We start from the raw sequence: 22499 nt of genomic DNA, 5'->3' as shown, positions 1-22499 counted from the left end.
TGATACTCCCCCTCAAGTGTTCCCTTTGTCAATAATCCTCTACCTGAATCCTTACAAAATATCCTTCTAGAAAAGGTGATATGGCTGGATAAAATAGTTCAGCAGAGGGAGCTTTCATTTGCTCAGTATTTAACCACTCAATGTCTGTAAGTTGATGTACTAATAACCCCAAATATTTACCGTCGTTTTCTAGCACTATTGCCATCATTTTTGAAACTAAATTGGGGCCTTGTAACAACGGCGGATAGCCTAGCATCTCTTCTAAATCAACTAACCAAAGCATTTCACCACGCCAGTTGTAGATACCTAAGACGCAATTGGGCATCTGAGGCACACCACAGATTTCTGTTAATGATACTTGTAGTACTTCTGCAATGTGCTGTAACGGAATTACAGCTAAGTCATTGGTTCCTAAATTAAAACTTAAAAACTTTTGCTTAGTCTCCAAACTTATTTGTCCTTTTTCGTAAATGATTATGTGTTTGCATCTAAATCAAAATTTAATGATTGATTAATCTTTGTAGAGTGCCTACCAATTCTTCTCTATTGATAGGTTTTGATAGATATGCTTCTGCGCCCAGCATATTACCCCAAATCTTATCCACATCACTGTTTTTCGTTGAGCAAAAAACAACAGGAATTTTACTAGTATTGGGATTACTTTTCAGTTCTCGACAAATTTCATAGCCACTTTTACCAGGTAAAATTACGTCGAGAAATATTACATCAGGCTTAGTTGTATCTATTTTGTCTTGAGCTTCCTCACTACTTTTAGCGCTCATCACGTAGTATCCTGCCTGTTGTAAGTAACTACTGATAATTTCCATATCAGTCAAACCATCTTCAACAACTAGAACAGTGTTCATGATAATTACCAATTAAATTTCTAGACAATTTTCACCAAAACAGAATTTGGTTTTGTTATAATACTGAGCCATTTTTTACTTATTAACCTCAGAAAAAGCACTTAAAAAATGTTTTTTTAATTGACATTGACAAATATCTATGAATTAAAAAGTAATTGAAACTTTATTCACAAATACCTACTCGTTGACGTTTTGTTATTTATCTCTTTAAACTGAGAATTTGCCGATGATTTGATAATTTGTTTTCAAAACAAATTCCATCAGGAACAGTCTCATCACCAAGGATAAATATAATTACAATCTGTCAGCTTTAGAGGAGTTTATCTTAGTAGATGAAGCGGGGATAGGTAAATATTTACGCACTATACCCATTACCTTATCGCTTGCTACGGGTTTAGTAAGAAAATCTGTAGAACCAGCTACTTTAGCGCGAACTCTATCTAAAAGACCATCATTGCCTGTTAAGATAATCACTGGTGTGTTAGCAAAGCTAGAAATTCGCCGCAGCTGAGTACAAATTTCGTAACCACTGGCAATAGGCATCATTAAATCCAAAAAAATTAAGTCTGGCTTATCCTGAATCAGAGTTGGTAGAGCTTGCACAGCATCTTGAATTTTGATGAACCTTAGCCCATGTGCAGTAATAATCTCCTCCAGAATTTTACAGACTTGAGGACTGTCATCTACACAAGCTATCAATGGAGCAGTTAATTTCTTGGGTGGTGTAGCTGTAGGATTTTTTTGGGCTTCAATGACTGTTAAGGGTAAGTCGGGTACTTCGACTAGTTCAATAATGCCTTTGAGGATATATGGCAGTAATGAACGAGCAACTGGCATCACACTTTGTTTCATTTTTACAGCTAAATCTCGCAGAGTGTGTTTGCCATTAATCAAAGTTACAAAGTTGTTGTAGACAGGAGAACTTACCAAATTTTGGAGTTGTTTTGGTTTCCGCAGAACTGGTGCTAAATCAGGATATAAATTTGTCAAACCTGCCTGCGACCAAATCTTCCACGACTCTTGCATCTGCTTTAAAGAAATATCTGCACTCGTGAAACTCATTGGCATTTCTAAGATCACTTGTTGGCTACGATGACAAGTTACAGAAGTAAAATCTGACTCCTGAGCTAGATCAAAGAATAATTCTGCTATCGTGTTTTCTACAATAGAGTGTATTTGTTCTCGCTGGATTTTTTGTTTTTTATATAAGATTTCCAGGAGATGATAATCCCAATAATCGTTTGATATATCCTCAGGACTTAAACGTATTTTATCTACCTCAATTTGCGGACAATATTGAGCCATCTGTCTGCGCCAACGACGGAAAGGATGAATTCCTCCTGCTGCCCAAACTATTCTTCCCAGCCGATAATAAAAAATCCATTGGTGCCCTTTTGAACTTTTAATATTTAACTGCCCATTATATTGAAGCTGGGTACAAGTTTTAAATTCATTTAATAAGTTATTTGATATCATCAGTTTTTGGTGGGTCATACATTGTCCTTTTACTAACAAGTCAGCCCGTAGCAACTCTACACTACCGATTTAATAGCCAGCAAATATTTTAATGATTTCCCATTTACTCATTAAAAGTAATCGGATTTTTCCCATTTATTCTGTATACATTAGATATAGTGTTAATAAAGTCAAGACTGATTGATTATCATAAATGCAATAGCATAGCAAAAATAGCGCAATGAAGGAGCAATATAGAAAATAACTAACCCTCATTTAACTCTATGCTTTAGCAATGATTAACTAATCAGTAATAACCTATATTATCCAGAATGATCCTGTATGCAGTTGTGATATATTATCTTATTCATTTTTAAGCCTGATTATGCTCAGGATTTATACGGAATCTATATTTAAAAAACAATTTGCAATTATTTTGATAAATTAAAATTTATCTTGTCAGTTTTGATTAAGTTGTTGATTTTTGAAACATTATTTTACATATTAGTTGTACAGCTAATAACAAATATTTTTGGGAAAAATTATATTTCTATATAAATTTATCTAAGATTTAGATTGACTTGATATTAGCTGTTACTAGTTTAACAGTAACAAGCTGACGGGGTAATTGCCCCGTCAGTAGTTCTAGCTAGCTCCCAAACTAGATTATTTCGAGTTAATTATTTCTCAGAAATTGACCTTACCTCGGTTGGTGGCAAAGGATTTGGTATTGGTAGGCAAAGTAAAATTTTCTCAAAATTCATTTTCAGGTTTTTGCGATGTTGTAGCTGGCAATAGCTGCCTTTAAATTACCCTGATGTTCTGACAACAAGCGATCGCCTGCTGCTGTTTCTAACCCAGTCCAGTGCATTAAAAGGGCTAACTTTACCCAGTTGCCGCTACGTTCTAGTAATAAACTGGCATCTTCCCGACTTAAGTCTGTAAGGTCTTGCAAAATTCGCAAAGCGCGATCGCGTAATTTTTGATTGGTGACAGCAACATCTACCATACGATTGCCGTAAACTTTACCCAGCTTTACCATTACCCCGGTAGAAAGAATATTTAAAGCTAGCTTTGTGGCTGTCCCAGCTTTTAGGCGAGTTGAACCAGCGAGGATTTCGGGACCAGTTAATAGCCGAATATCAACATCGGCATCAAAACTCACCTGTTCAGTAGGCACACAAGCCATAAAAATCGTGATAGCTCCTCGTTGGCGGGCGGCGTTCAGCGCCCCGTGGACAAAAGGTGTTGTCCCGCCAGCCGTAATCCCCACTACTACATCTAATTGTGTAATTTGTCGTTGAGCGATCGCCGCTTCTCCATCTTGAGCACGGTCTTCTAAATCTTCAGAACTACGTACTAGTGCGCCAGCACCACCAGCAATAATCCCCTGTACTAACTCTGGTGGTGTACAAAAGGTAGGTGGGCATTCAGCAGCGTCTAATACCCCTAGTCTCCCACTTGTTCCCGCACCAATATAAAATAAGCGTCCTCCCTGACGCAAACGCTCTGCTGTGTAATCAATCGCATGGGCTAACTGAGTTTTGGCCGCGGCTACTGCTGCAACGGCCTTTTGGTCTTCGCTATTAAACAAATCCACCAATTCCAGAGAACTGATCTGGTCTAAGTTAAGACTATTAGAGTTTACTTGCTCGGTCAAAAGATAGCCGCGTTCCTGCAAATTTGTCATTTATTTTTTGTCCTCTGTCATTTGTTATTGGTCATTAGTCAGTTGTCATATCATGTCCGTCGAATTGGCCATAATCAAAGCATCCCACCCCCACGCTAACTGATAAGGTGAAGTGCTAAGGAATTGTGGTCAATTGAGCGGACATCATATCAGTTACCAATAACCAAAGACCAACGACTAATGACTCATGACTAATTACAATAAACCTTCTAGTTTGCGACGCATCTTTTCTAGTTCAGTATCAGATAAGTCTGGTTCTGCTTGTTCTGCCGGATTAGGGCGGAAGATTTCCTCATCAGTATCCTCTTGTTGAGCATCAGGCTGCCAGTCGGTTTCTTCCACATTTAGTTCTGGGGGAGTGATGACTAAATTACTGTTTTCGGGGACAATTTCCCAATCATAATCAGCGCTGTCACAAAATTCCTTAATTTCCTCGGCATCGAGCGCTTCTACTGTTGGTACGGGGAAATCCTGAGCTTCTAACATCAAGGCAAAGCGCGTTGCGTCATCTTCTGATTCAAACATCAGAATTTTATTGCGATCGCCTATCCGTACGGTGTGAATGCCCTCATTCTCCGTTCGAGCATTAAAAATTAGCACAAAAACACGCATCGGTGTAATCATCTATCCTTATGTTTTTGGTGTCTATTCCTATTAAAGTTCTAGGTTGTGCCTCAAGGAAAGTCTTACTCCTAATTTTCACAAAAAGGCAGCGTCAAGCCCACTGTTTCTGGAGGTGGAAGAGATAGCCGTCTCACTGCCATCATTTGTCAGTTGTTTTTGCTGAAGACCAGTGACTACTGACTAGGAACATACAATTAAAAACTGCTATAGGTTCGTGAGGGTATAAAGATAGTTGCGTTTTTGAGAATAATCTCGGAACTCTATATGAATTGTGTCGTCTAGAATGATGATGTCTTTATATCAGTTACGGACTTTCCTCAACTACAAGGGCATTCTAGGCAAGATTGTAATTTTGCCTATATTCAGTCAAACCTGTCATCTATGTTTGCATATTTCGGCTACGCTCTGATGAACACTTTCAGTGTGGAAATGATTAATGGAGTGTTGACGCTGTTTTAAATGGAGCAAAAAATATTTCGTTCATTGGAGCTGCTGTAAGCTAGGCTGTTGTGCTTTGAAAACAAATACTCAGGAATATAAGAAGCCCACACCGAGCTGATAATACAGTGTGGGTATTTTACTCGTTCTGATGTTCCTGACAGTGCCAATATCATTAAATATCTATTGAATGAAGCAGTTTCCTCGACTCAAGCGATCGGGTCTTCTATTTTAGTTAACGTATCCTGGATCTGGCAGATCAATCTAGTACTAGTTAGTGCCAGATGTGAGTCAGCTACAGTCGCCAAACAAAGAGTGAAAGCAAATGAGTAAGTGCCCCAATCAAGTTAATCACTCCAATTCCCCAAATCCCAAGCGTTTCTGGTTGCTGGTGTTGAGTCGCGGTGGCATTGCTTTGGGCGGACTCTTACTACTAGCAATTGCAGGCGGTATCTGGCGGTTATGGGATTTTGTACAAAAAGATTTAGCGCCATTAGCAGAAAAAAATCTTACTACGACACTCAATCGTCCGGTGAAACTTGGCAAAGTAACAGAATTTTCTCTGGCGGGAGTAAGGTTTGCAGCTTCGGAGATTCCAGCAACCGCCACAGATCCAGACCGAGTGGCAGTTGAGGCTGTGGAAGTAGGTTTTGACTCATTACAGTTAATCTTGAACCGCAACCTTAAGCTTGATGTTACCTTAGTCAATCCGGATATTTATATTGAAAAAGATGAACAAGGACGCTGGCTGACTACTAGCATTGCTATTGGTGGTAAAGGCGGACCGATTAAAACCGATTTGGATAAAATTCGGTTACGCAATGGCAAGCTAGTTTTGATGCCTTTTCCTCAAACAGCAGGACAACAAAAACCCACAACGCCTCAAATCCCCAACTTACCTGTGGGATTTTCGCAACTCAACGGCACTGCCCAGCTTTTGGAAAACAACCAGCTGATGCGGTTTGATGTTGCAGGTCAAGCAGATAGTGGTGGTAGTCTGGCTCTTAAGGGAGATACACGCCTTAAAACACAAGCCGCTAATTTACAGCTACGAGGGCAAGACTTGCTGGCTGCTGATATTACTCGCATTATTAAGTTACCACTAACTTTACAGGCGGGTCGAGTCAATGGGGATTTACAAATTCAACTGATACCACAGCAGCAGACCTTATTGTATGGCAGTGCTTTTTTACAAGGAGTAGCAATTCAAGTACCTCGTTTACCACAACTGTTGAATAATTCCCAGGGAAACATCAGCTTCAAAGGAACAGAAATACAGTTAGACAAGGTAGCTGGTAATTACGGTAAAATTCCCCTATTGGCTACAGGTATTATCGATAGACAAGCTGGCTATCAGTTGATAGGGCGAGTTAATCAGGTAAATGTAGCTACAGCCTTGGAGACTCTCAAGGTAAAATTACCTGTGGCTGCAACGGGCGAAGTTAAAGCAGACTTACAACTGATTGGCGCACCTAACAAACCAATTCTGACAGGCACAGTTGCCACAATTAAACCTGCTCAGATTGACAAAGTAGATTTTAAGACTGTTAGTAGCAAGTTTGAGTTTTCTACTGGCAATTCTTTAATCAGGCTGAAAGATATTCAAGGCACACCGACAGTTGGCGGAAAGGTTACGGGTGCTGGCATTATAAAACTTGGTAAAACGCCGCAACTGGATTTTAATTTTACTGGTGAGAATGTTCCAGGGGATGCGATCGCGCAAATTTATAACACTACACCTTCATTTCAAATCGGTGCTGTCTCTGGTACAGGTCAGTTAACTGGTGTTGCTGGTAACATTCAAACTGTTGTGCAATGGCAAGCTCCAAAAGCAACCTATCCCGCAACTGGTATAGTCACCATTGCCCCAGATCGCACTGTCTTCTTCCGTGATGTTGCTGTTAATGTCAGTGGCGGTACAGTAAAAGCATCTGGTAGTTACGCCAATCAAAGTTGGCAAGCTGTAGCCCAAGCCTCTGGTGTACAGGTAGAACCTTTTGTTGATAAGAATAAACTGCAAAATGTCTCTTTAGCTGGGGCAGAATTTAACGGCCGCTTGTTGCTTTCCGGGACAACATCACCATTTAAAATTGCCTCAATTCGCCCTGAGGGTGCGGCTGTACAAATAGGTGGCGGTACAGTTGCAGTTTCTAAGATTCAACTACAAGACCAAAACTTTGCGGCTCAATTAGTCGCTAATGGCGTGCGGTTGGGACGGGTATTAAAGAATGTTCCCCCAGCCTTCACTGGGCCATTGGCAGGTACGTTTCAAATAGCAGGCAGCAGAGATAATTTTAGCCTCAAGACTCTGCGTGGTACTGGCGAGGGCAGTTTGGCAGTGGCTGGTGGTACAGTCACAGCGAAAAATATCCAACTGGCTAATGGTGTTTATCTAGCGCAACTGAGGGCAAATGATCTGGCTGTGCAGGAGTTAGCACCAACAATTAAGCAGTTTCGGGGTAATTTAAATGGTGATTTCGATGTTGCCGGGACAGTTGATTCCTTTAAACCAGAAACAATTGTAGCTACTGGTCAGGCACGGGTAAATGTTGCAGATGGCACAATTACAGCCTCAAATATTGAACTAGCTAACGGGCGCTATCAGGCTGTGGTTAAGGCTTCTGGTGTGAAATTAAATCAGTTAAATCAGCAGTTGCGGGGTCAGTTTGGTGGTCAGCTGCAAGTAGCTGGCACGGTACAATCAACCAAATTAGCTGATGTACGCGCTGCTGGACAGGTACAGTTTTCTCAAGGTATTGCGGCAATTGGGCAACCCCTAAGTGCAGCGATCGCCTGGGATGGCCAAAAGCTGAACATTGAACGAGCAACTGCAACTAATTTAAATGCCAGTGGTTATATATTAGCCAATGCTCAAGGAGCAGGCATACCACAAATTACAGATTTAAATCTCAATGTCCAAGCGCAAGATTATGACTTGCAACAGTTGGCTGTTAAGCTGCCAAATGCTATCAATCTAGCGGGGAAAGCAGATTTTGCTGGACAAGTAACTGGCAACTTACCTGTGCCGAATATCCAAGGGCAACTGAGGCTACGGAATTTGGCAGTGAAGAACTTTGCCTTTGAGCCAGTTTTAAGTGGAAATATCAAGTCTGTGCAAGGGCAAGGTACTAATTTAGACGTAGCTGGGAAAAGTGATCGCATTGCATTCAACCTTAATGCCAAAAATCGCCCCAACTCTTTCTTAGTCAACTGGCAGCAAGCATCAGCCAGCGGCCAAGCTCAAGGCGATAATTTGGCATTAAAATTAGATAACTTTCCCTTACAGGTATTAAATTTATCTTTGCCTGCTAACACTCGCCTTGGGAATAGTGCCTTGGCCGGAGCCTTGACAGGGAATTTGCTGGTGAATCAGGATACATTAGCAGCAAGTGGAAATGTGGCGATCGCCAATCCCGCGATCGGACGCATCAAGGGCGAACTTTTAACTGCTCAATTTCGTTATGGCAATGGCACGGCAAGCATTACAGACAGTGCATTTGTCAAAGGTAAAAGTCGCTACGCCTTTACAGGTAACCTTAATACCTCTGCTAAAACTCCTCAAGTCCAAGGTAAACTCAACATCAACGAGGGTAATGTCCAAGATGTTTTGACAGCAATACAGGTATTTGAGGTACAAGATCTCCGCAATGGTCTGCAAGCGCCAACCTACGGTACGGCTGCGGATTTGGTCACTACTCCTCAAGGATTATCCAATCAGCCATTATCAACCCAAATCGAGCGTTTTTATCAAGTTGATGCTTTATTGGCAGAACAACAACAAAAGCGGCGTGACGCCAATCCAATGCCAGATTTAGCGGACTTACAAGGAACTTTCAATGGGGAAGTTGCCCTAGACACTGCTACAGCTAACGGAATAGCAGCGCAGTTTAATTTGATTGGTCAAAACTGGACTTGGGGTAAAGATGCAGAAAAGAACGAACCAGGTCGTTTTTATAATGCCGAACAGTTGATTGCTAATGGCAGATTTGAAAACGGTGTTTTGACGTTGTTACCTTTACGGATTGAGTCTAAAGACAGGCTGATCGCTTTCAAAGGTAACATTGGCGGTAACGAGCAATCCGGTAATTTGCAGGTCAAAAATTTCCCGTTACAGGCACTGAGTAATTTCGTTAAACTACCAATTGGGGTGACAGGTAATCTCAACACTTCAGTAGCTTTAGCAGGTAGTATCAGCAATCCCAAAGCTAGAGGTGAATTACAAGTCACAGAAGGAACAATTAATCAGAAGAAAGTAGAATCCGCTACAGCCAGTTTTAGTTATGATAATGCTCGTTTAAATTTTGGCAGTAATGTCATAGTTGCTGGACCAGAACCTGTCAACATTAATGGCAGCATACCCTATAAGTTACCTTTTGCTTCTGCAACGCCAGACAGCGAGCAAATCAGCCTGGATGTCAAAGTGAAAAATGAAGGACTTGCACTCTTAAACGTGTTAACTAACCAGGTCATGTTTGAGAAAGGTGAAGGTGAAGTAGACCTGACAGTGCGCGGAACGAGACAGCAGCCACAAGTAGTTGGAATTGCCAGTGTTAATGATGCCACTTTTTCAGCCCAAGCTTTGCCAGGAAAGGTGAGACGTGTTTCAGGTAAGGTAACTTTTGATTTTGATCGCATATTAGTAGAGAATCTTCAGGGTAGATTTAGCCGAGGTAAAGTAGAGGCGGCTGGAGAAATTCCCATTTTCAATAACCAAGAAGCGAACATTACTAATCCTCTTGCCGTTAACCTCGATCAGCTAACGTTGAGACTCAAAGGACTGTACCAAGGAGGCGCTAGTGGTAATTTGCAGATTACAGGTTCTGCCCTTAACCCAGTCATTGGTGGAAAAGTAGAGTTGTTTGATGGTCAAGTGTTGCTAGCAGAATCTACCAACAGTGCTAACTCTACTGATAGCGCTCAAGGTCTTTTACCAAGCAAAGCTAACAAGCAAGATAAAACTGAAACAAAAACTACAACAGCAAGATTGAATAATCTAGAACTATTACTAGGTAAAAACGTACAAATTTCCCGGCCACCAATTATCAACTTCCAAGCAACAGGTAGCCTCGCAGTTAATGGGCCTTTAAATCAGCCAGTACCAGATGGTAAGATTCGCCTCAATAAAGGAGGAGTAAATTTATTTACTACACAGTTTAATCTTGCTCGTGGTTATGAACATACAGCAACTTTTAGAAAGGAACAACCCCGCGACCCGAATTTAGATATTCGACTATTTGCCAAAGTACTGGATGGAAATTTGACTGGTGATATTAGCAAGCTCAACACCACAGGTTTATCAAGCCTAGAAACTGTGCGAGTTGAAGCCACAGTTAAAGGACCTGCTAGTAAATTAAACGAAAATCTGCAACTGACAAGTACTCCCTCACGCAGCGAAACAGAACTTGTAGCGCTTTTGGGCGGTGGGTTTGTAGATACTCAAGGACGAGGTGACAGTACTTTAGGGCTGATTAATATAGCAGGTTCAGCTGTATTTAACAATTTTCAGGGAGCCTTTAACCAAATTGGTAATGCTTTTGGTTTAAGTGAACTACGTCTATTTCCAACTGTGATCTCTGATAATCCCGAAGCAGGAAAGAGCAATTCAACTTTAGAATTAGCGCTAGAAGCAGGGGTAGATATTTCCTCTAAGTTTTCTGTTTCCGGCATCAAAATTTTAACAGCAAATGACCCATTACAATGGGGTCTCAATTATCGAATTACCGATACAATTCGCCTCCGCGCCTCCACGAATTTATTTGATGATAGTCGTGCCGTAGTTGAGTATGATAGGCGATTTTAAAACTAGTTATTTGTCAAGAGTCAACAGTCAAGTTTCAATAGTCAAGGATTATTATTTCTTCCTTGTTCCTCTTGTCCCTCTGTTCCCTGTTGCTTCTGTTTACAAGTCCCACCTGTCAAGGTATAGTTGTCTACCTGAACCCAGCTATCTTGACCTACAGCCCAGAATCCGGTGAAGATGTTGTACTCAGGTTCATTACCTGTGACAAACCGCAGCGTTAAAGGGATGTATTGAGCTAATCTGCCAAACTTAAGTTCTACAAACGCTTTTTGATTAGCATCTCGCACTCCAAAAGAACCATCTGTGACATTTTCGGATGTCCTAATGTAGGCTTTTAACTCATACTCAGTGTTAGGTTGAAGCTTGATGCGTTGACTAATACCATTCCATCCAGAAACATTTCGCATCCAAACGTTGTTGTTAGCAGAATTGCTGTTTCCTACTCCTTTATCAATGCCAACTTTGCCTTCAGAAACCCAAGGACTGCTGACAATTGGGCTAGTTTGTTCTTCAAAGTCACCATCTAATAACGGAGTAGGACAGGAAGCTTTTACTTTAGTAGAGCCAAGACAGTAGGTAATTCCAACGGTAATAAATAATGCAAATGTGCCGATCGCGAACTGTTTACTAGTCATTTTGCTTGACCTGTTGACTCAGGGTGATTACCCAAATCAAGAGTATATAATATGTCTAAAATATCGGCTTGAGGGAAATTACTGAAGGCTATAGTTTTAGTAATCGAAGCGATCGCACAAGCTGTTAACACTTGTTCAACAGTAGTAATGATCATACGCTTTCAACTGCTTTCCACCAGCTAGGCCAGCGTTCGGAATGGGTAATTGCAGGCCAAACTTTCTCGATAGGTGCTTCAATCTCCCAAATTGTTAAAAAGCTGTAATTGCCTATATTCCAGATTCACTTGCTCAATTAATTCCATAATTCTCTCAAATTGGAAGTTATGAGCTAAGTCAGTCAGAAATTGTTTTAATACAGCATTATCCACAGAAATTTGACCTAGCAAATCTAGGATCATCTCGTCACTGCATTGAGCCGCAGCATGGTATAGCTGGGTTAACCATTCAGGTGGCATCTGGTATAACAAAGGTAGTACATCAGTAGGTGTTAAAATTTCGTCTGTTATTGTTTGAATAGCCTTTGCTAATTGATTGTTCTCTTCTTGATAAAGATATCTAACTTCTAAATATTCGCTAATTTTTTCTAATAATATTTCCTCACGAAATGGTTTGTTAATCAAATCGTCACAACCAGCTTGAATCATTGCGGCTCGTTGTTCTTCAAAAGCGTTAGCAGTCAAGGCAATAATGATGGTACGAGTATTGGATATTAGTTGTTGAGATTCTCTAGTTTTAATAACTCTTGTGGCTTCATAGCCATCCATAACAGGCATTCGCATATCCATGAAAATCAGATGTGGTTGCCATTGTTGCCATTGAGCGATCGCTTCTTGACCGTTAGTAGCTTCTTTGACTGCAAAGCCAATAGATGCCAGCAATTGTACTATTACAAGACGACTTTCGGCTGCATCGTCAACTACTAAGATGCGATATTCTCTTTGCGGGGGCGCTAAACCAATCACTAAAGATTTACCTTGCTGAATTTGAATTTCACTGGCTGAGGCGAGGCTGATTTGAATATCAAAGGTAAATCTACTACCCTCTCCAAGAGTGCTATTAACTGTAATATCGCCACCCATCAACTGTACGTATTTGCGGCTAATTGCTAAACCTAGTCCTGTTCCCTGATGGGATTTTCTCCCAGTTTCAGTTTGTCCAAAGGCTTCAAACAATAAGTTAATTTCTTGGGGAGCAATACCAAGGCCAGTATCTTGCACTTCAAAAAAGATCCGAGAAGAATTTTCCTCAATTGCTCGTCTATTTACGCGCAGAGTTACCTTTCCTTCGTTAGTAAACTTGATGGCATTGCCTAAGAGATTTAGTAAAACTTGCAGTAGTTTACTTTCATCAGTTTGCACATAGGGAGGAATATCGGACGCATATTCAAATACCATCTGTAAATTCTTAGAAGCTGCACGAAAGCGCAACATTTCTTCTAAGCTTTTTAACAGATGAATTAAATCAAAACTGGTGACATTTAATGTGGTTCTGCCCGCTTCAATTTTGGACATTTCTAAAATGTCATTGATTAAGTTAAGCAGATGCTCACCAGCACGATTAATTATGGCTAGGTGTTGCTGATGTTCACTAGATAAGGAATTTTCGCGGCTCATGATTTGGGTGAAACCCAGAATAGCGTTGAGTGGAGTCCGCAATTCATGGCTCATGTTGGCTAGAAATTCACTTTTGGCACGATTGGCAGCATCAGCAGCATTTACCGCTGCTTGTAATTCTTGTGATTGACTTTGAGTTTGTGCCAGCAATTGCGCTTGCTGTAAAGCAACTCCTAGTTGATTGCCAATTTGAACTGCAATATTGATTTCTTCTGTTTTCCATTGGCGAGGTTCAGAATTTTGATAACTTATTAATAATCCCCAAAGTTGCTGACCGCATAATATGGGCACGGTAATATAAGCTTTGGCCTGAAAGCGCTCCAACAGCGTGATGGCATCAGCTTGGAACCCGGCTTTGTGAATATCTGGTACACATTCGTAGATAATGCCTTGGTTTGTTTGCAAATCTGCATCTTGTAATGTATCTGCACTATTTAATAGTGTCATCATGCCACGATCATTTTCTGCCTTGAGACTGGGATTATTTAGGTGTGCTGCGATTAAAGAAATCCAACCAGTCCCTACCGCTTCTGAAACAAACTCACCATCGCCTTCCGGATTGCAACGATAGACAACAACGCGATCGCAATCTAATACTTGTCGCAATTCTTGGGTTGTGGCGGCAAATATTGTCTCTAAATCTAATGTCTGGCGCATTCTTTGAATTACTTGAGCGATCGCTCTTTCCCTTTCTGCGCTCTCTTGTAAGGCTTCTTCTGCTAGTTTTCTCTCGGTAATATCTGTAACTGTGCCGATGTAGCCTTTAATTTCTCCATCATCTCCAATTTCTGGCAAAGACTGACTTAGCACCCAGACAATCGTACCATTAGAACTTAGAAAACGATGTTCGCTCTTATACGGAGATTTAGTTGCTCTGGCTTCATTCCAGGTAGCCAAAACCTGCGGGCGGTCATCTGGATGTATAGCTTTTGTCCAAGCTTGTCTGAGGGATTCTGCTAAGGAGAGTCCCGTAATCTCACTCCAGCGTTGATTTAAATATAAGAAATTACCATCCACATCAGTATGGAATATACAAGCTGGGGAAGCTTCTGCTAAAAGTTGATACCGTTGCTGGCTTTCTTGCAAAGCTAATTCTGCCAACTTACGAGCATTGACATCTGCCCAATAACCAACAAACTCTATCGGCTTCCCAACTTCGTCACGGATTAACCTTACCTGCTCGTATAACCAATGATAAGTCCCGTCAGCGTGCAAAAAGCGGTATTCGTAAGAGTTGTATTCCTGTGCAAAAAGCTGGGAAAATTTTCTTAAAATATACTCGACATCTTCTGGGTGGACGTGACGCAGCCAGAAATTGGGATTTTCCAGAAATTCCCGCGCTTCGTAGCCAAGCATTTTTTTCACGTTCTCACTCATAAATGTATTGCCAAAGTCCCCTGAAGTTTTGCTGCTATAAATTACTACAGGGCTAGAAGTCAGCAGATATTGCAAGCGTTCGTTTGCCAAGCGCAGTTCTTGTTCTGCATATTTGCGGGCGCTGATTTCTACCATCACCGTGCCCACACCAGAGGGGCGATCGTCTTCACCAGGTATGGGAAAATAAGAAATCAAAAAGTGACGGACAGTATTCGGCTGCTGGGGAGATGGAATACTAACTTCTACGTTGAGTATCGGTTGACTAGTTAATAGCACTTGTTTGTAGAACGGTGCGACTAAAGATGCCATTTGGGGAACAATCTCGTGGATAGTCTTGCCAATATGGTGTTTTTGGGGATGTCCATGAATATCTGCGAGTAATTCGTTGATTTGCACAAACCGCAGTTGCTTATCTAAAATATCCATCCCGACGGGAGCACCAGAGAAAAAGGCATTGAGGCGAGCTTCTCGCAATGCTATTTCTCGTTCTAAAGTTTTGCGTTCAGTGATGTCTTTGTGAGTACCTGTCATTCGCAGTGGTACACCTTGTTCGTCACGCTCAAAAATCTGACCGCGGCTTTGAATCCACTTCCAATTACCTGAGGCACAGCGCATCCGAAATTCTACTTCATAAACAGGAGTAGCACCTTGGAAATGATTTTCTAGTAACGATCTGACTAAGGGTAAATCTTCTGGATGTACTAATTGCTCAAAAGCTTGCAGATTCTCCGCAATTTCGTGGTCTGCGTAACCTAGCATCTTCTTCCAACGCCAGTCACGATAGATTTTGCCACTAGTAAAATCCCAATCCCACAATCCTAAATCGCTAGCTTCTAAGGCTAGTTGCAAACGTTCTTCGCTCTTTCTGTGGGCGGCTTCTACCAGTTTGCGTTGAATTAACCCACCTAATTGGGCAGCTACCGCACCTACTAGTAATAACAACCGCTTATCCACCGACACTGAGCTGCTTTTAAAAAATACTAAAACAGCTAATACTTTGTTGCCAGCCAAAATTGGCACCCCAAAGACGGCTTTTAAACCTACTTTTAGTGCTTGTGGCGATCGCAAAAAAACAGGTTGTGCCACATGAGAAACATCTTCGATCCATTCTGGCTGCTTATTCTGCCAAACTCGCCCTGGCAAACCTTCACCTAAAGATAATTTCAGAGTTTTACTCTCTAACCAAAATTCTTCTAAGCTGTTATGGTCTCCGTACCAGCCAAGACTATGTTCTAAAACAGCCCCATCATCACTAGGTAGCCATGCTTCTCCAAAATCCCAACTGATATTGTGGCAGATTAAGCGCAGGACGAGTGCTAAAGCACTGTTGACATCAATGGCACGAGTAATGGCTTGGGTTGTCAATAGCAACAAACGGCTTTCATTTTCTGCCTGCTTACGCTCAGTAATGTCTTTAGCTGTGCCGAGTATGTACTTTTGCCCATCAATTTCGCTCATTTCCGCACTCAACAAAGTTGTCTTAACTTCGCCTGTTGCTGTGCGGACATCAACCTCATGATTGCGAATAACTTTTGTCTGTTGCAGAATTTGCGGGAGAAAAGCATATTCTTCTTGATTGACCCAAATCTGCAATTCCTGGTTGGTGTGACCAATAACCTGAGAACGAGAATAGCCAAAAAATGTACAGAAACTATCGTTAACTTCGATATAGCGCATATCTGGAAAAGTACTGAGGCTAATCGGGTCAGGAGATGATCTAAAAGCCGAGCCTAACTTTTCTTCCGAAATGCGTTGTGCTGCTTCTGCACGTCTGCGTTCCCGTGCTTCTAGCGCTAAAGATACTAAATTGCCTAAAGAGCGAGCAAAATTTTGGTCTTCCAATGTCCAATGATGAGCAATTGCCACTGCTTCTAAGCATAAAACTCCTACAGTCTTACCTCCCAGCCTGATTGGTGTATCAAGCATAGAAGTGATGTTAAATGGAGTTAAGTAAGAATCTAAAAATTCTTTGGTTCTGGAATCTGTACAGGCGTGATGGGCAACGATAATTTGGTCTGAGTGCAAAGCTTGAAAATAAGCTGGATAATGTGCTGTTACTAGTGAATATCCTTGGCTATGTTGCTGTTGACTCTGCTCAAATAGATCGAGACACTGCAAAATAGTACCGTTTTCTGAATACAGCCAGACGCTAGCCCGTTCGACTTTGATATTTTTTGCACCTACTTCTGTGATTTCACTGACGGCTGCTTTCAAGTCGCCTTGATAAAGGACTTGATTTTTGGCTAGTTCTGTTAACACTAAATTATGCTGGCGGAGTTTGGTGGCGCTTGCTTGCAATGCTTGCTCGGCGCGTTTGCGCTTAGTAATATTACTTGCTGTACCTGTAACCCCTACAACTAAATTATTCTCATTGCGTACAGCGATCGCATTGATCATAAGATAAAGAGTGCTACCATCTTTAGTACTACAGGTAATTTCATGCTGAAAAACAGATTCTCCCTTCAGCAACCGAGCAGACAATTTCTTAATCAGTGAAACTTGATTTGGCAATATGAAATCTGTAAAGTTACGCCCAATCATTTCTTGGGGTTCGTAACCGTAAAACTGTTTGACAGCAGGGTTAACAAAGGTAATCACACCATCTGCATCCACTGACCAAATCATGTCTTGGGATGTCTCAACTAGTTGGCGATATTTACCTTCGCTGGCTTTGAGGGCAAACAGGCGAGCCTTGCGGGAAGCTTCGCTAACGCGAATTTCTTGCTGGAGTTGGAGCAGTTGTGTTTGTAACTTATCCTCTGTTTGTTTGCGTTCATAAGCGATCGCGATCGCGGCGGCGGTGGCTTGTAAAAGCGCGATTTCTGAGGCTTCCCAATTCCTGACTTCCACACAGTTATCAAAGCCGATGAAGCCAAAAAACTCTCCTTTGATAATTATGGGGAAAATTAGAACAGAGAAAATTCCTTGTCTTTGCAAAATTTCGCGTTCTAATTCTGGACATTCTGTCACTATCTCGGAAACGATCTCGCCTTGTGATAATAAGTTTGCCCAACGCGGGTAAAAATCTTCATAGAGAAAGCTTCTGTGGGCAGGGTTGGGAATTTTTGGCGGAATTCCGGGAGCACACCATTCCGCACATTGACTCATCACCAACTCGCTCTCTAATGTACGGTGATTTTCATAAATATATACACGACTTGCTTTTGATGTTGGCCCTAGGATTTGCACTATTTCTGTGTAATATTTGTGGCTGCCATCAAAATTAGATAAAGTGCGTTGAACTTGTACAAGGGCTGACAGATAACGCTCACGAGATTTTTGCGTTGCTTCTACAATTTGATGGTTACTGATATCGATGAGAGTAGTAACGACAAAAAACTTGCCATTATCCTTTTGATAAATCACCTGACTCATCTCTACAGGTAAGCGCGAACCATCTTTACGTGTAATACTAAATTCCCTGTTTTCTGGCTGAATGCCATTGGAGATAAAATTTCTATATTGCTGAATTAAATTAGATTTTTCCCCAGCAGTTAAATTTGGATAATGTAAGGTAAATTGTTGCCCAATCAGTTCTTCATAGGTAAATCCATACATTTGGCAATAAGCAGAATTAACTTCTACAAAATATCCCTTTTCATCTGTTAGGCAAACTCCTACTTTAATAGCCTTTAAAACAGAGGCTTTATTTTGTTTTTGATTGTTTAACTCTAGTGTTAAGCGTTGACGATGTTGCGTCTCGCGAAGCAATTGATGATTTTGTTCTTTTAACTTTTTTTTAAGTTTTTGAATAGTAATTTGCTTGTGTAATTTTAATAATATTTCTTCTTTGTGTAATGGTTTATGAATACAATCAACACTCTCAGTTTTTGGTAATTTTTCTTGAGATCCCAGAAAAATTATCGGTATATCCTGTGTTGTTGTATGAGATTGAAGATGTTGCCAAACTTCATATCCATCAATGTCCGGTAGCACAATGTCAAGCATAATCAAATCTGGAGGAGAAGCGATCGCCTCATTTATTGCCACTTTTCCAGAAACTGCTCTTTGCACTTGATAACCTTGGCAGATGAGTATATCTGATAAAAATTGCAAATTTTCTGAATGAGCGTCTACCAATAAAATTTTGATTTGCTGAGCATTAATTGCCATATCAATTTTTGATTTTATTTCCTTGTTCGCCTTTGGCGTCTCCCCTCAGAGAAGGCTTGCTAACACTAACGTCGTTGGAAGGTAGTTGTGACAATGGAGGTTTTTACCTTCTTGATGCTGGGTAACCCGTTACAGTGGCTCATATGCTGCTGTCTGCTTGATTTTCCAGACAGCTAGATAAGAATCACAATAGCTGTGTACAGCAAGGTAAATGTATATTTTTTACTTATTGCTGACAAATCCGATTGGTATTAAACAGGGGTTGCTTTATAGTTCATGCTTTTTTGCTGACCTCACAATTTTCTTAAATTCTGGCTCTAGATTTGTAATGAAGCCAGATTTTGTATAGATTTTTGATACCAGTGTATGGTTGATTCCGTGAAGGGGCAAGTATGAGCGCAACACCATCTAGATAACGGACACCATGTTCTTCGGTCTTTGGTCCAGTGCAATCTTAGCAATTTGGGCGTAGAAACGAAGTGGTTTGTCGCTAGACATCGCTTGGTATCGATCTTATTGGTTCAGTATCTACCTGTTCTTTTAACTGTGACTATCGCCAGTTGGGTAAAATTCAAGCACTTACAACTCAGCGCCAAGTTTTTGTCCCGACATCTCAAATTGTTAATGACTTGCGGGCTATTATGCCCCTAGCGCAGATAGATGTGGTGACTCTCAGCGGCTACCCTAGCACTGAATTTAGAGAAAATTCTTGCTGTTGTGAACAAAGTTACCAGACTACCAACGGTAGTTTTAACAAATAGCACTTTGCTACATGATTCAACAGTCCACAGCGCTTTAAAACTAGCAGATACAGTTGCTGCTAAACTCGATGCAATTTCGTCAAATCAATTGCAGCAAATTAACCGCCCTGTAGCGACAATTAATCTGCCAGGTATATTGGAGGGAATCGAGCAATTTCGGCAGGAATATCAGGGACATTTAGCTATTCAAACAGTGGTTTTGTATCCTTGGACACCAGGCATGGTAAAGGATTATATCCAAATCCTTCAACGTCTGAAACCAGATGAAGTCCAACTCAATATTCCTTCCCGTCCCCGCGTTTTGGTACGGCAATTGGAAGCACGAGGCAACGATACTGTTCAATCCCCCCTGACTTTTTTCAGAACCTCAAATGTGTCAGCACTGACATCCTTGCTTCACTAGCTACTCAAATTCACCATGCCATCAACATTCCAGTAAATTACCCGGCAATGGCTTCGCTATATTAACGGTTGACAGGTAACGCTTCAAAGGAGGAAAAAGATGGAAACAAAGTCAAGCAAACCATCGCTAGCACTTATAGAAATTCCCCCTGAGCATCTAAACATCATGGGTTATGTTGATGAATCCGAAGTCAACGGGCCTGGTTGTCGTGCTGTCGTCTGGGTGCAAGGTTGTCTAAGAGAGTGTCCTAGCTGTTTTAATCCTGCATCCTGGCCATTTGAGATCAATCAATTGATTACTGTTGATACCCTTGCCGAAAATATTCTCAAGAACCCTCGCAATACAGGTGTTACTTTCTCTGGTGGCGAACCCTTTTGGCAAGCACCAGCATTGGCATCTCTAGCTCGCAAGCTGAAAGCTGCTGGTTTGAATGTGATGTCATTTACTGGGTTTACCCTGAAGCTACTACAATCTCAATCGGCACCACCAGGTTCGCAAGAGTTGTTAGAGCAACTAGATATCCTGATTGATGGCCCTTTTGTGGAGTCTCTGGCTATTCATTCTCCTAATTCCCCTGTCTCTTCTAGCAATCAACGAGTTCATATTTTTAATCCTGCTCTCCAAGACAAAATTACCTGGGCTAGTGACCAGATAGAGATTCATGTTCTCAAGGATGGAAGCAGGATTGTGACTGGCTATCAAAGTTTGTGGGAGCAAACAGAGTAATTAAATTCCATCTGTGTCATCATTCCAAAAAAGTTTCAATTTTTAATGGCGATCGCAGGGTAGTAAGCTTATGTAACTAGCTTTCTTTCTTTAACCTTTGCCCTACTTAGTACGTATTCTTGTTTCGCTCGTCTGCCATAGCCTTCCCTAACGGGACGCTACGCGAACAGCTATATTGGATGCTACAGATACAGATGAACAACGTATTTGGCTGATTAAACTGGGTTGTCTCCATACAAATGGACTAAAAAGCTATAACTGTTACCAATTCAAGGTTTAAATTGTTAACTTCAAAATCTGTAACCATGTCTAAGCAATAGCTGTTTTGGCGATCGCGTAGAAGGTTGTAGATTCAATATGATTGGCGATGCCTGCGGCAACCTGACGGAACGCTTGCAGGCATCAAAAATTATACAATTACACAATTTTTACTCAGTAATGGTTTCCGTTGTGATTATAGGCTTTTGTGTCTATCTAAAATAGATTTGCTGGAGACAGTTCAGCCTAATGCCAAAATTCCTGTATCTCATCCAAGAGAAAACTATAAAAAATGACTATCTATCAATTTCCTGAGGATTTTTATTGGGGCGTTGCTACTGCCTCTTTTCAAATAGAAGGAGCAGTTAATGAGGGAGGGCGTAAACCCAGTGTATGGGATACCTTTAGCACTACACCTGGAAAAATTTTAAGTAATGATACTGCTACCATTACTTGCGATCACTATCACCTTTATGAAACAGATGTGCAACTGATGGCAGAATTGGGCATCAAGCACTATCGTTTTAGTATTGCATGGCCCCGCATTATTCCCGATGGTCGCGGCACAGTCAATGAAGAAGGTGTTGATTTTTACAAGCGTCTGGTAGATTGTCTGCAAAAGTATAATATTACTCCTCACGCTACTTTATATCACTGGGATAGCCCCCAAGCACTAGAAGATTTATATGGCACTTGGCAAAGTCGGCAGATGGCTTTTGATTTTGCTGATTATGTTACAGCTATTGTTAGCCGCTTAGGCGATCGCATTACCCATTGGATGACACTCAATGAAATTTACTACTTTACTCACGCAAGTTATGGTGTTGAGCTAGAACCTGTACACGCGCCAGGAAAAATCCTCAGCAGCCAAAAAGAAGTTTGGCAGACTTCTCATCATGCCTTACTTGCCCACGGATTGGGGTGTCAAGCTATCCGCGCCGCTTCACCTGTTCCGTGCAAGGTTACTTTGGTAGATAGCATCGGTGTCACGGTTCCAATCAACGAGTCTCCTCAGCACATAGCAGCTGCCAAAAAGGCCTTTCACACTTTTAGGTTAAATGGGGGTATTCTGATCCCTGCCCTCACTGGTGCTTACAGCCCAGCCATGCTTGAGGAATTAGGCGAAAATGCCCCTGACATTAAGCCAGGTGATTTAGAAATAATTCATCAGCCGTTAGATGCTGTAGGTCTTAATATTTACAGTGGAACTTATGTGCGTGCTGTTGATAACGAAAAAGGGTATGAGTTGCTCAACCTTCCTAAAGGCTACCCACGAATGTATATGCCCTGGTTAAATATCGTTCCTGAGGGTATATATTGGGGAATTCGTCATGTCAGCGAGACTTTGGGGCGTCATGATTTACCTGTGATGATTACTGAAAATGGTTGTGCAGCAGAAGATGAATTAAACGCTAATGGTGAAATGATTGATACTGACCGCATTATGTACCTACGGCAGTATTTAAAGTCAGCTTATCGTGCTATTGATGAAGGCTATCTTTTGAAGGGATATTTTCTTTGGACTTTCATAGATAACTTCGAGTGGGCTTGGGGATATTCTCGACCTTTTGGGATTGTTTATGTAAATTACAATACACAACAGCGCATTCCCAAAGCCAGCTTTGAATGGTATGCAGAGTGTATCCATCAAAACCGGGTTGTTTAGCCCTAAAAATGCGCACAACCAAAAGCATTCATCATATTTATTTCAAGGAAACAGGGGAAGGGCAATAGACGGGG

General features: G+C 41.3%; 13 protein-coding genes. 5 read left to right on the top strand and 8 right to left on the bottom strand.

The features are described from left to right. Positions 1-28: 28 nt before the first annotated feature. The 5 genes from BV375_RS29065 to BV375_RS29045 all read right to left on the bottom strand — a co-directional run bounded on the left by BV375_RS29065 (position 29) and on the right by BV375_RS29045 (position 4635). Complete coding sequence (locus BV375_RS29065) at positions 29-448, bottom strand: chemotaxis protein CheW (protein ID WP_086766965.1); 420 nt, start codon at positions 446-448, stop codon at positions 29-31. 52 nt (positions 449-500) lie between these two features. Then, the gene (locus BV375_RS29060; protein ID WP_086766963.1) at positions 501-866 is read right to left on the bottom strand and encodes a response regulator; all 366 of its coding nucleotides are present in this window, start codon (positions 864-866) and stop codon (positions 501-503) included. Between the two features lie 294 nt (positions 867-1160). Next, positions 1161-2360 carry a response regulator gene (locus BV375_RS29055; RefSeq protein WP_086766961.1) on the bottom strand — a complete coding sequence of 400 codons (1200 nt, stop codon included), beginning with the start codon at positions 2358-2360 and terminating at the stop codon, positions 1161-1163. 727 nt (positions 2361-3087) lie between these two features. Next, positions 3088-4011 carry an N-acetylmuramic acid 6-phosphate etherase gene (gene murQ, locus BV375_RS29050; RefSeq protein ID WP_086766959.1) on the bottom strand — a complete coding sequence of 308 codons (924 nt, stop codon included), beginning with the start codon at positions 4009-4011 and terminating at the stop codon, positions 3088-3090. 195 nt (positions 4012-4206) lie between these two features. Beyond that, a complete protein-coding gene (locus tag BV375_RS29045; protein ID WP_086766957.1) occupies positions 4207-4635 on the bottom strand; it encodes a DUF3110 domain-containing protein in 429 nt (142 codons plus the stop codon). A gap of 763 nt (positions 4636-5398) precedes the next feature. On the opposite strand from BV375_RS29045, the gene BV375_RS29040 reads away from it, so the two are divergent. Next, a complete protein-coding gene (locus tag BV375_RS29040) occupies positions 5399-10873 on the top strand; it encodes a translocation/assembly module TamB domain-containing protein (RefSeq protein ID WP_086766955.1) in 5475 nt (1824 codons plus the stop codon). Between the two features lie 41 nt (positions 10874-10914). On the opposite strand, the gene BV375_RS29035 is transcribed toward BV375_RS29040, so the two are convergent. From BV375_RS29035 to BV375_RS29025, 3 genes are all read right to left on the bottom strand, one after another. Next, on the bottom strand, positions 10915-11508 hold the full coding sequence (locus tag BV375_RS29035) for a hypothetical protein (protein WP_086766953.1): 594 nt from the start codon (positions 11506-11508) through the stop codon (positions 10915-10917). Next, positions 11505-11663 (bottom strand): hypothetical protein, encoded by a 159-nt coding sequence (locus tag BV375_RS37275; protein ID WP_166507554.1) that lies wholly within the window; start codon positions 11661-11663, stop codon positions 11505-11507. The genes BV375_RS29035 and BV375_RS37275 overlap by 4 nt, the downstream gene beginning before the upstream one ends. Before the next feature lie 78 nt (positions 11664-11741). Then, the gene (locus BV375_RS29025) at positions 11742-18611 is read right to left on the bottom strand and encodes a PAS domain S-box protein (protein ID WP_086766951.1); all 6870 of its coding nucleotides are present in this window, start codon (positions 18609-18611) and stop codon (positions 11742-11744) included. A gap of 560 nt (positions 18612-19171) precedes the next feature. Between BV375_RS29025 and BV375_RS38415 the strand changes: the two genes are divergently transcribed. The 4 genes from BV375_RS38415 to BV375_RS29010 all read left to right on the top strand — a co-directional run bounded on the left by BV375_RS38415 (position 19172) and on the right by BV375_RS29010 (position 22425). Beyond that, a complete protein-coding gene (locus BV375_RS38415; protein WP_243714087.1) occupies positions 19172-19372 on the top strand; it encodes a hypothetical protein in 201 nt (66 codons plus the stop codon). Continuing rightward, positions 19329-19775 (top strand): hypothetical protein, encoded by a 447-nt coding sequence (locus BV375_RS38410; protein WP_243714086.1) that lies wholly within the window; start codon positions 19329-19331, stop codon positions 19773-19775. Before BV375_RS38415 ends, BV375_RS38410 begins: the two co-directional genes overlap by 44 nt. Positions 19776-19874: 99 nt before the next feature. Continuing rightward, positions 19875-20501, top strand: a complete 627-nt coding sequence (locus tag BV375_RS29015) for a 4Fe-4S single cluster domain-containing protein (protein WP_086766950.1) — start codon at positions 19875-19877, stop codon at positions 20499-20501. Between the two features lie 550 nt (positions 20502-21051). Further along, positions 21052-22425, top strand: a complete 1374-nt coding sequence (locus BV375_RS29010) for a GH1 family beta-glucosidase (RefSeq protein WP_086766948.1) — start codon at positions 21052-21054, stop codon at positions 22423-22425. The last annotated feature ends 74 nt before the right edge of the window (positions 22426-22499 follow it).

The organism is Nostoc sp. 106C (assembly GCF_002154725.1).
In the GTDB taxonomy this organism is placed as follows: Bacteria; Cyanobacteriota; Cyanobacteriia; order Cyanobacteriales; family Nostocaceae; genus Aulosira.
Note: the sequence above shows the minus strand (reverse complement) of the source record. Positions and strands in the feature narration are given on the sequence as shown.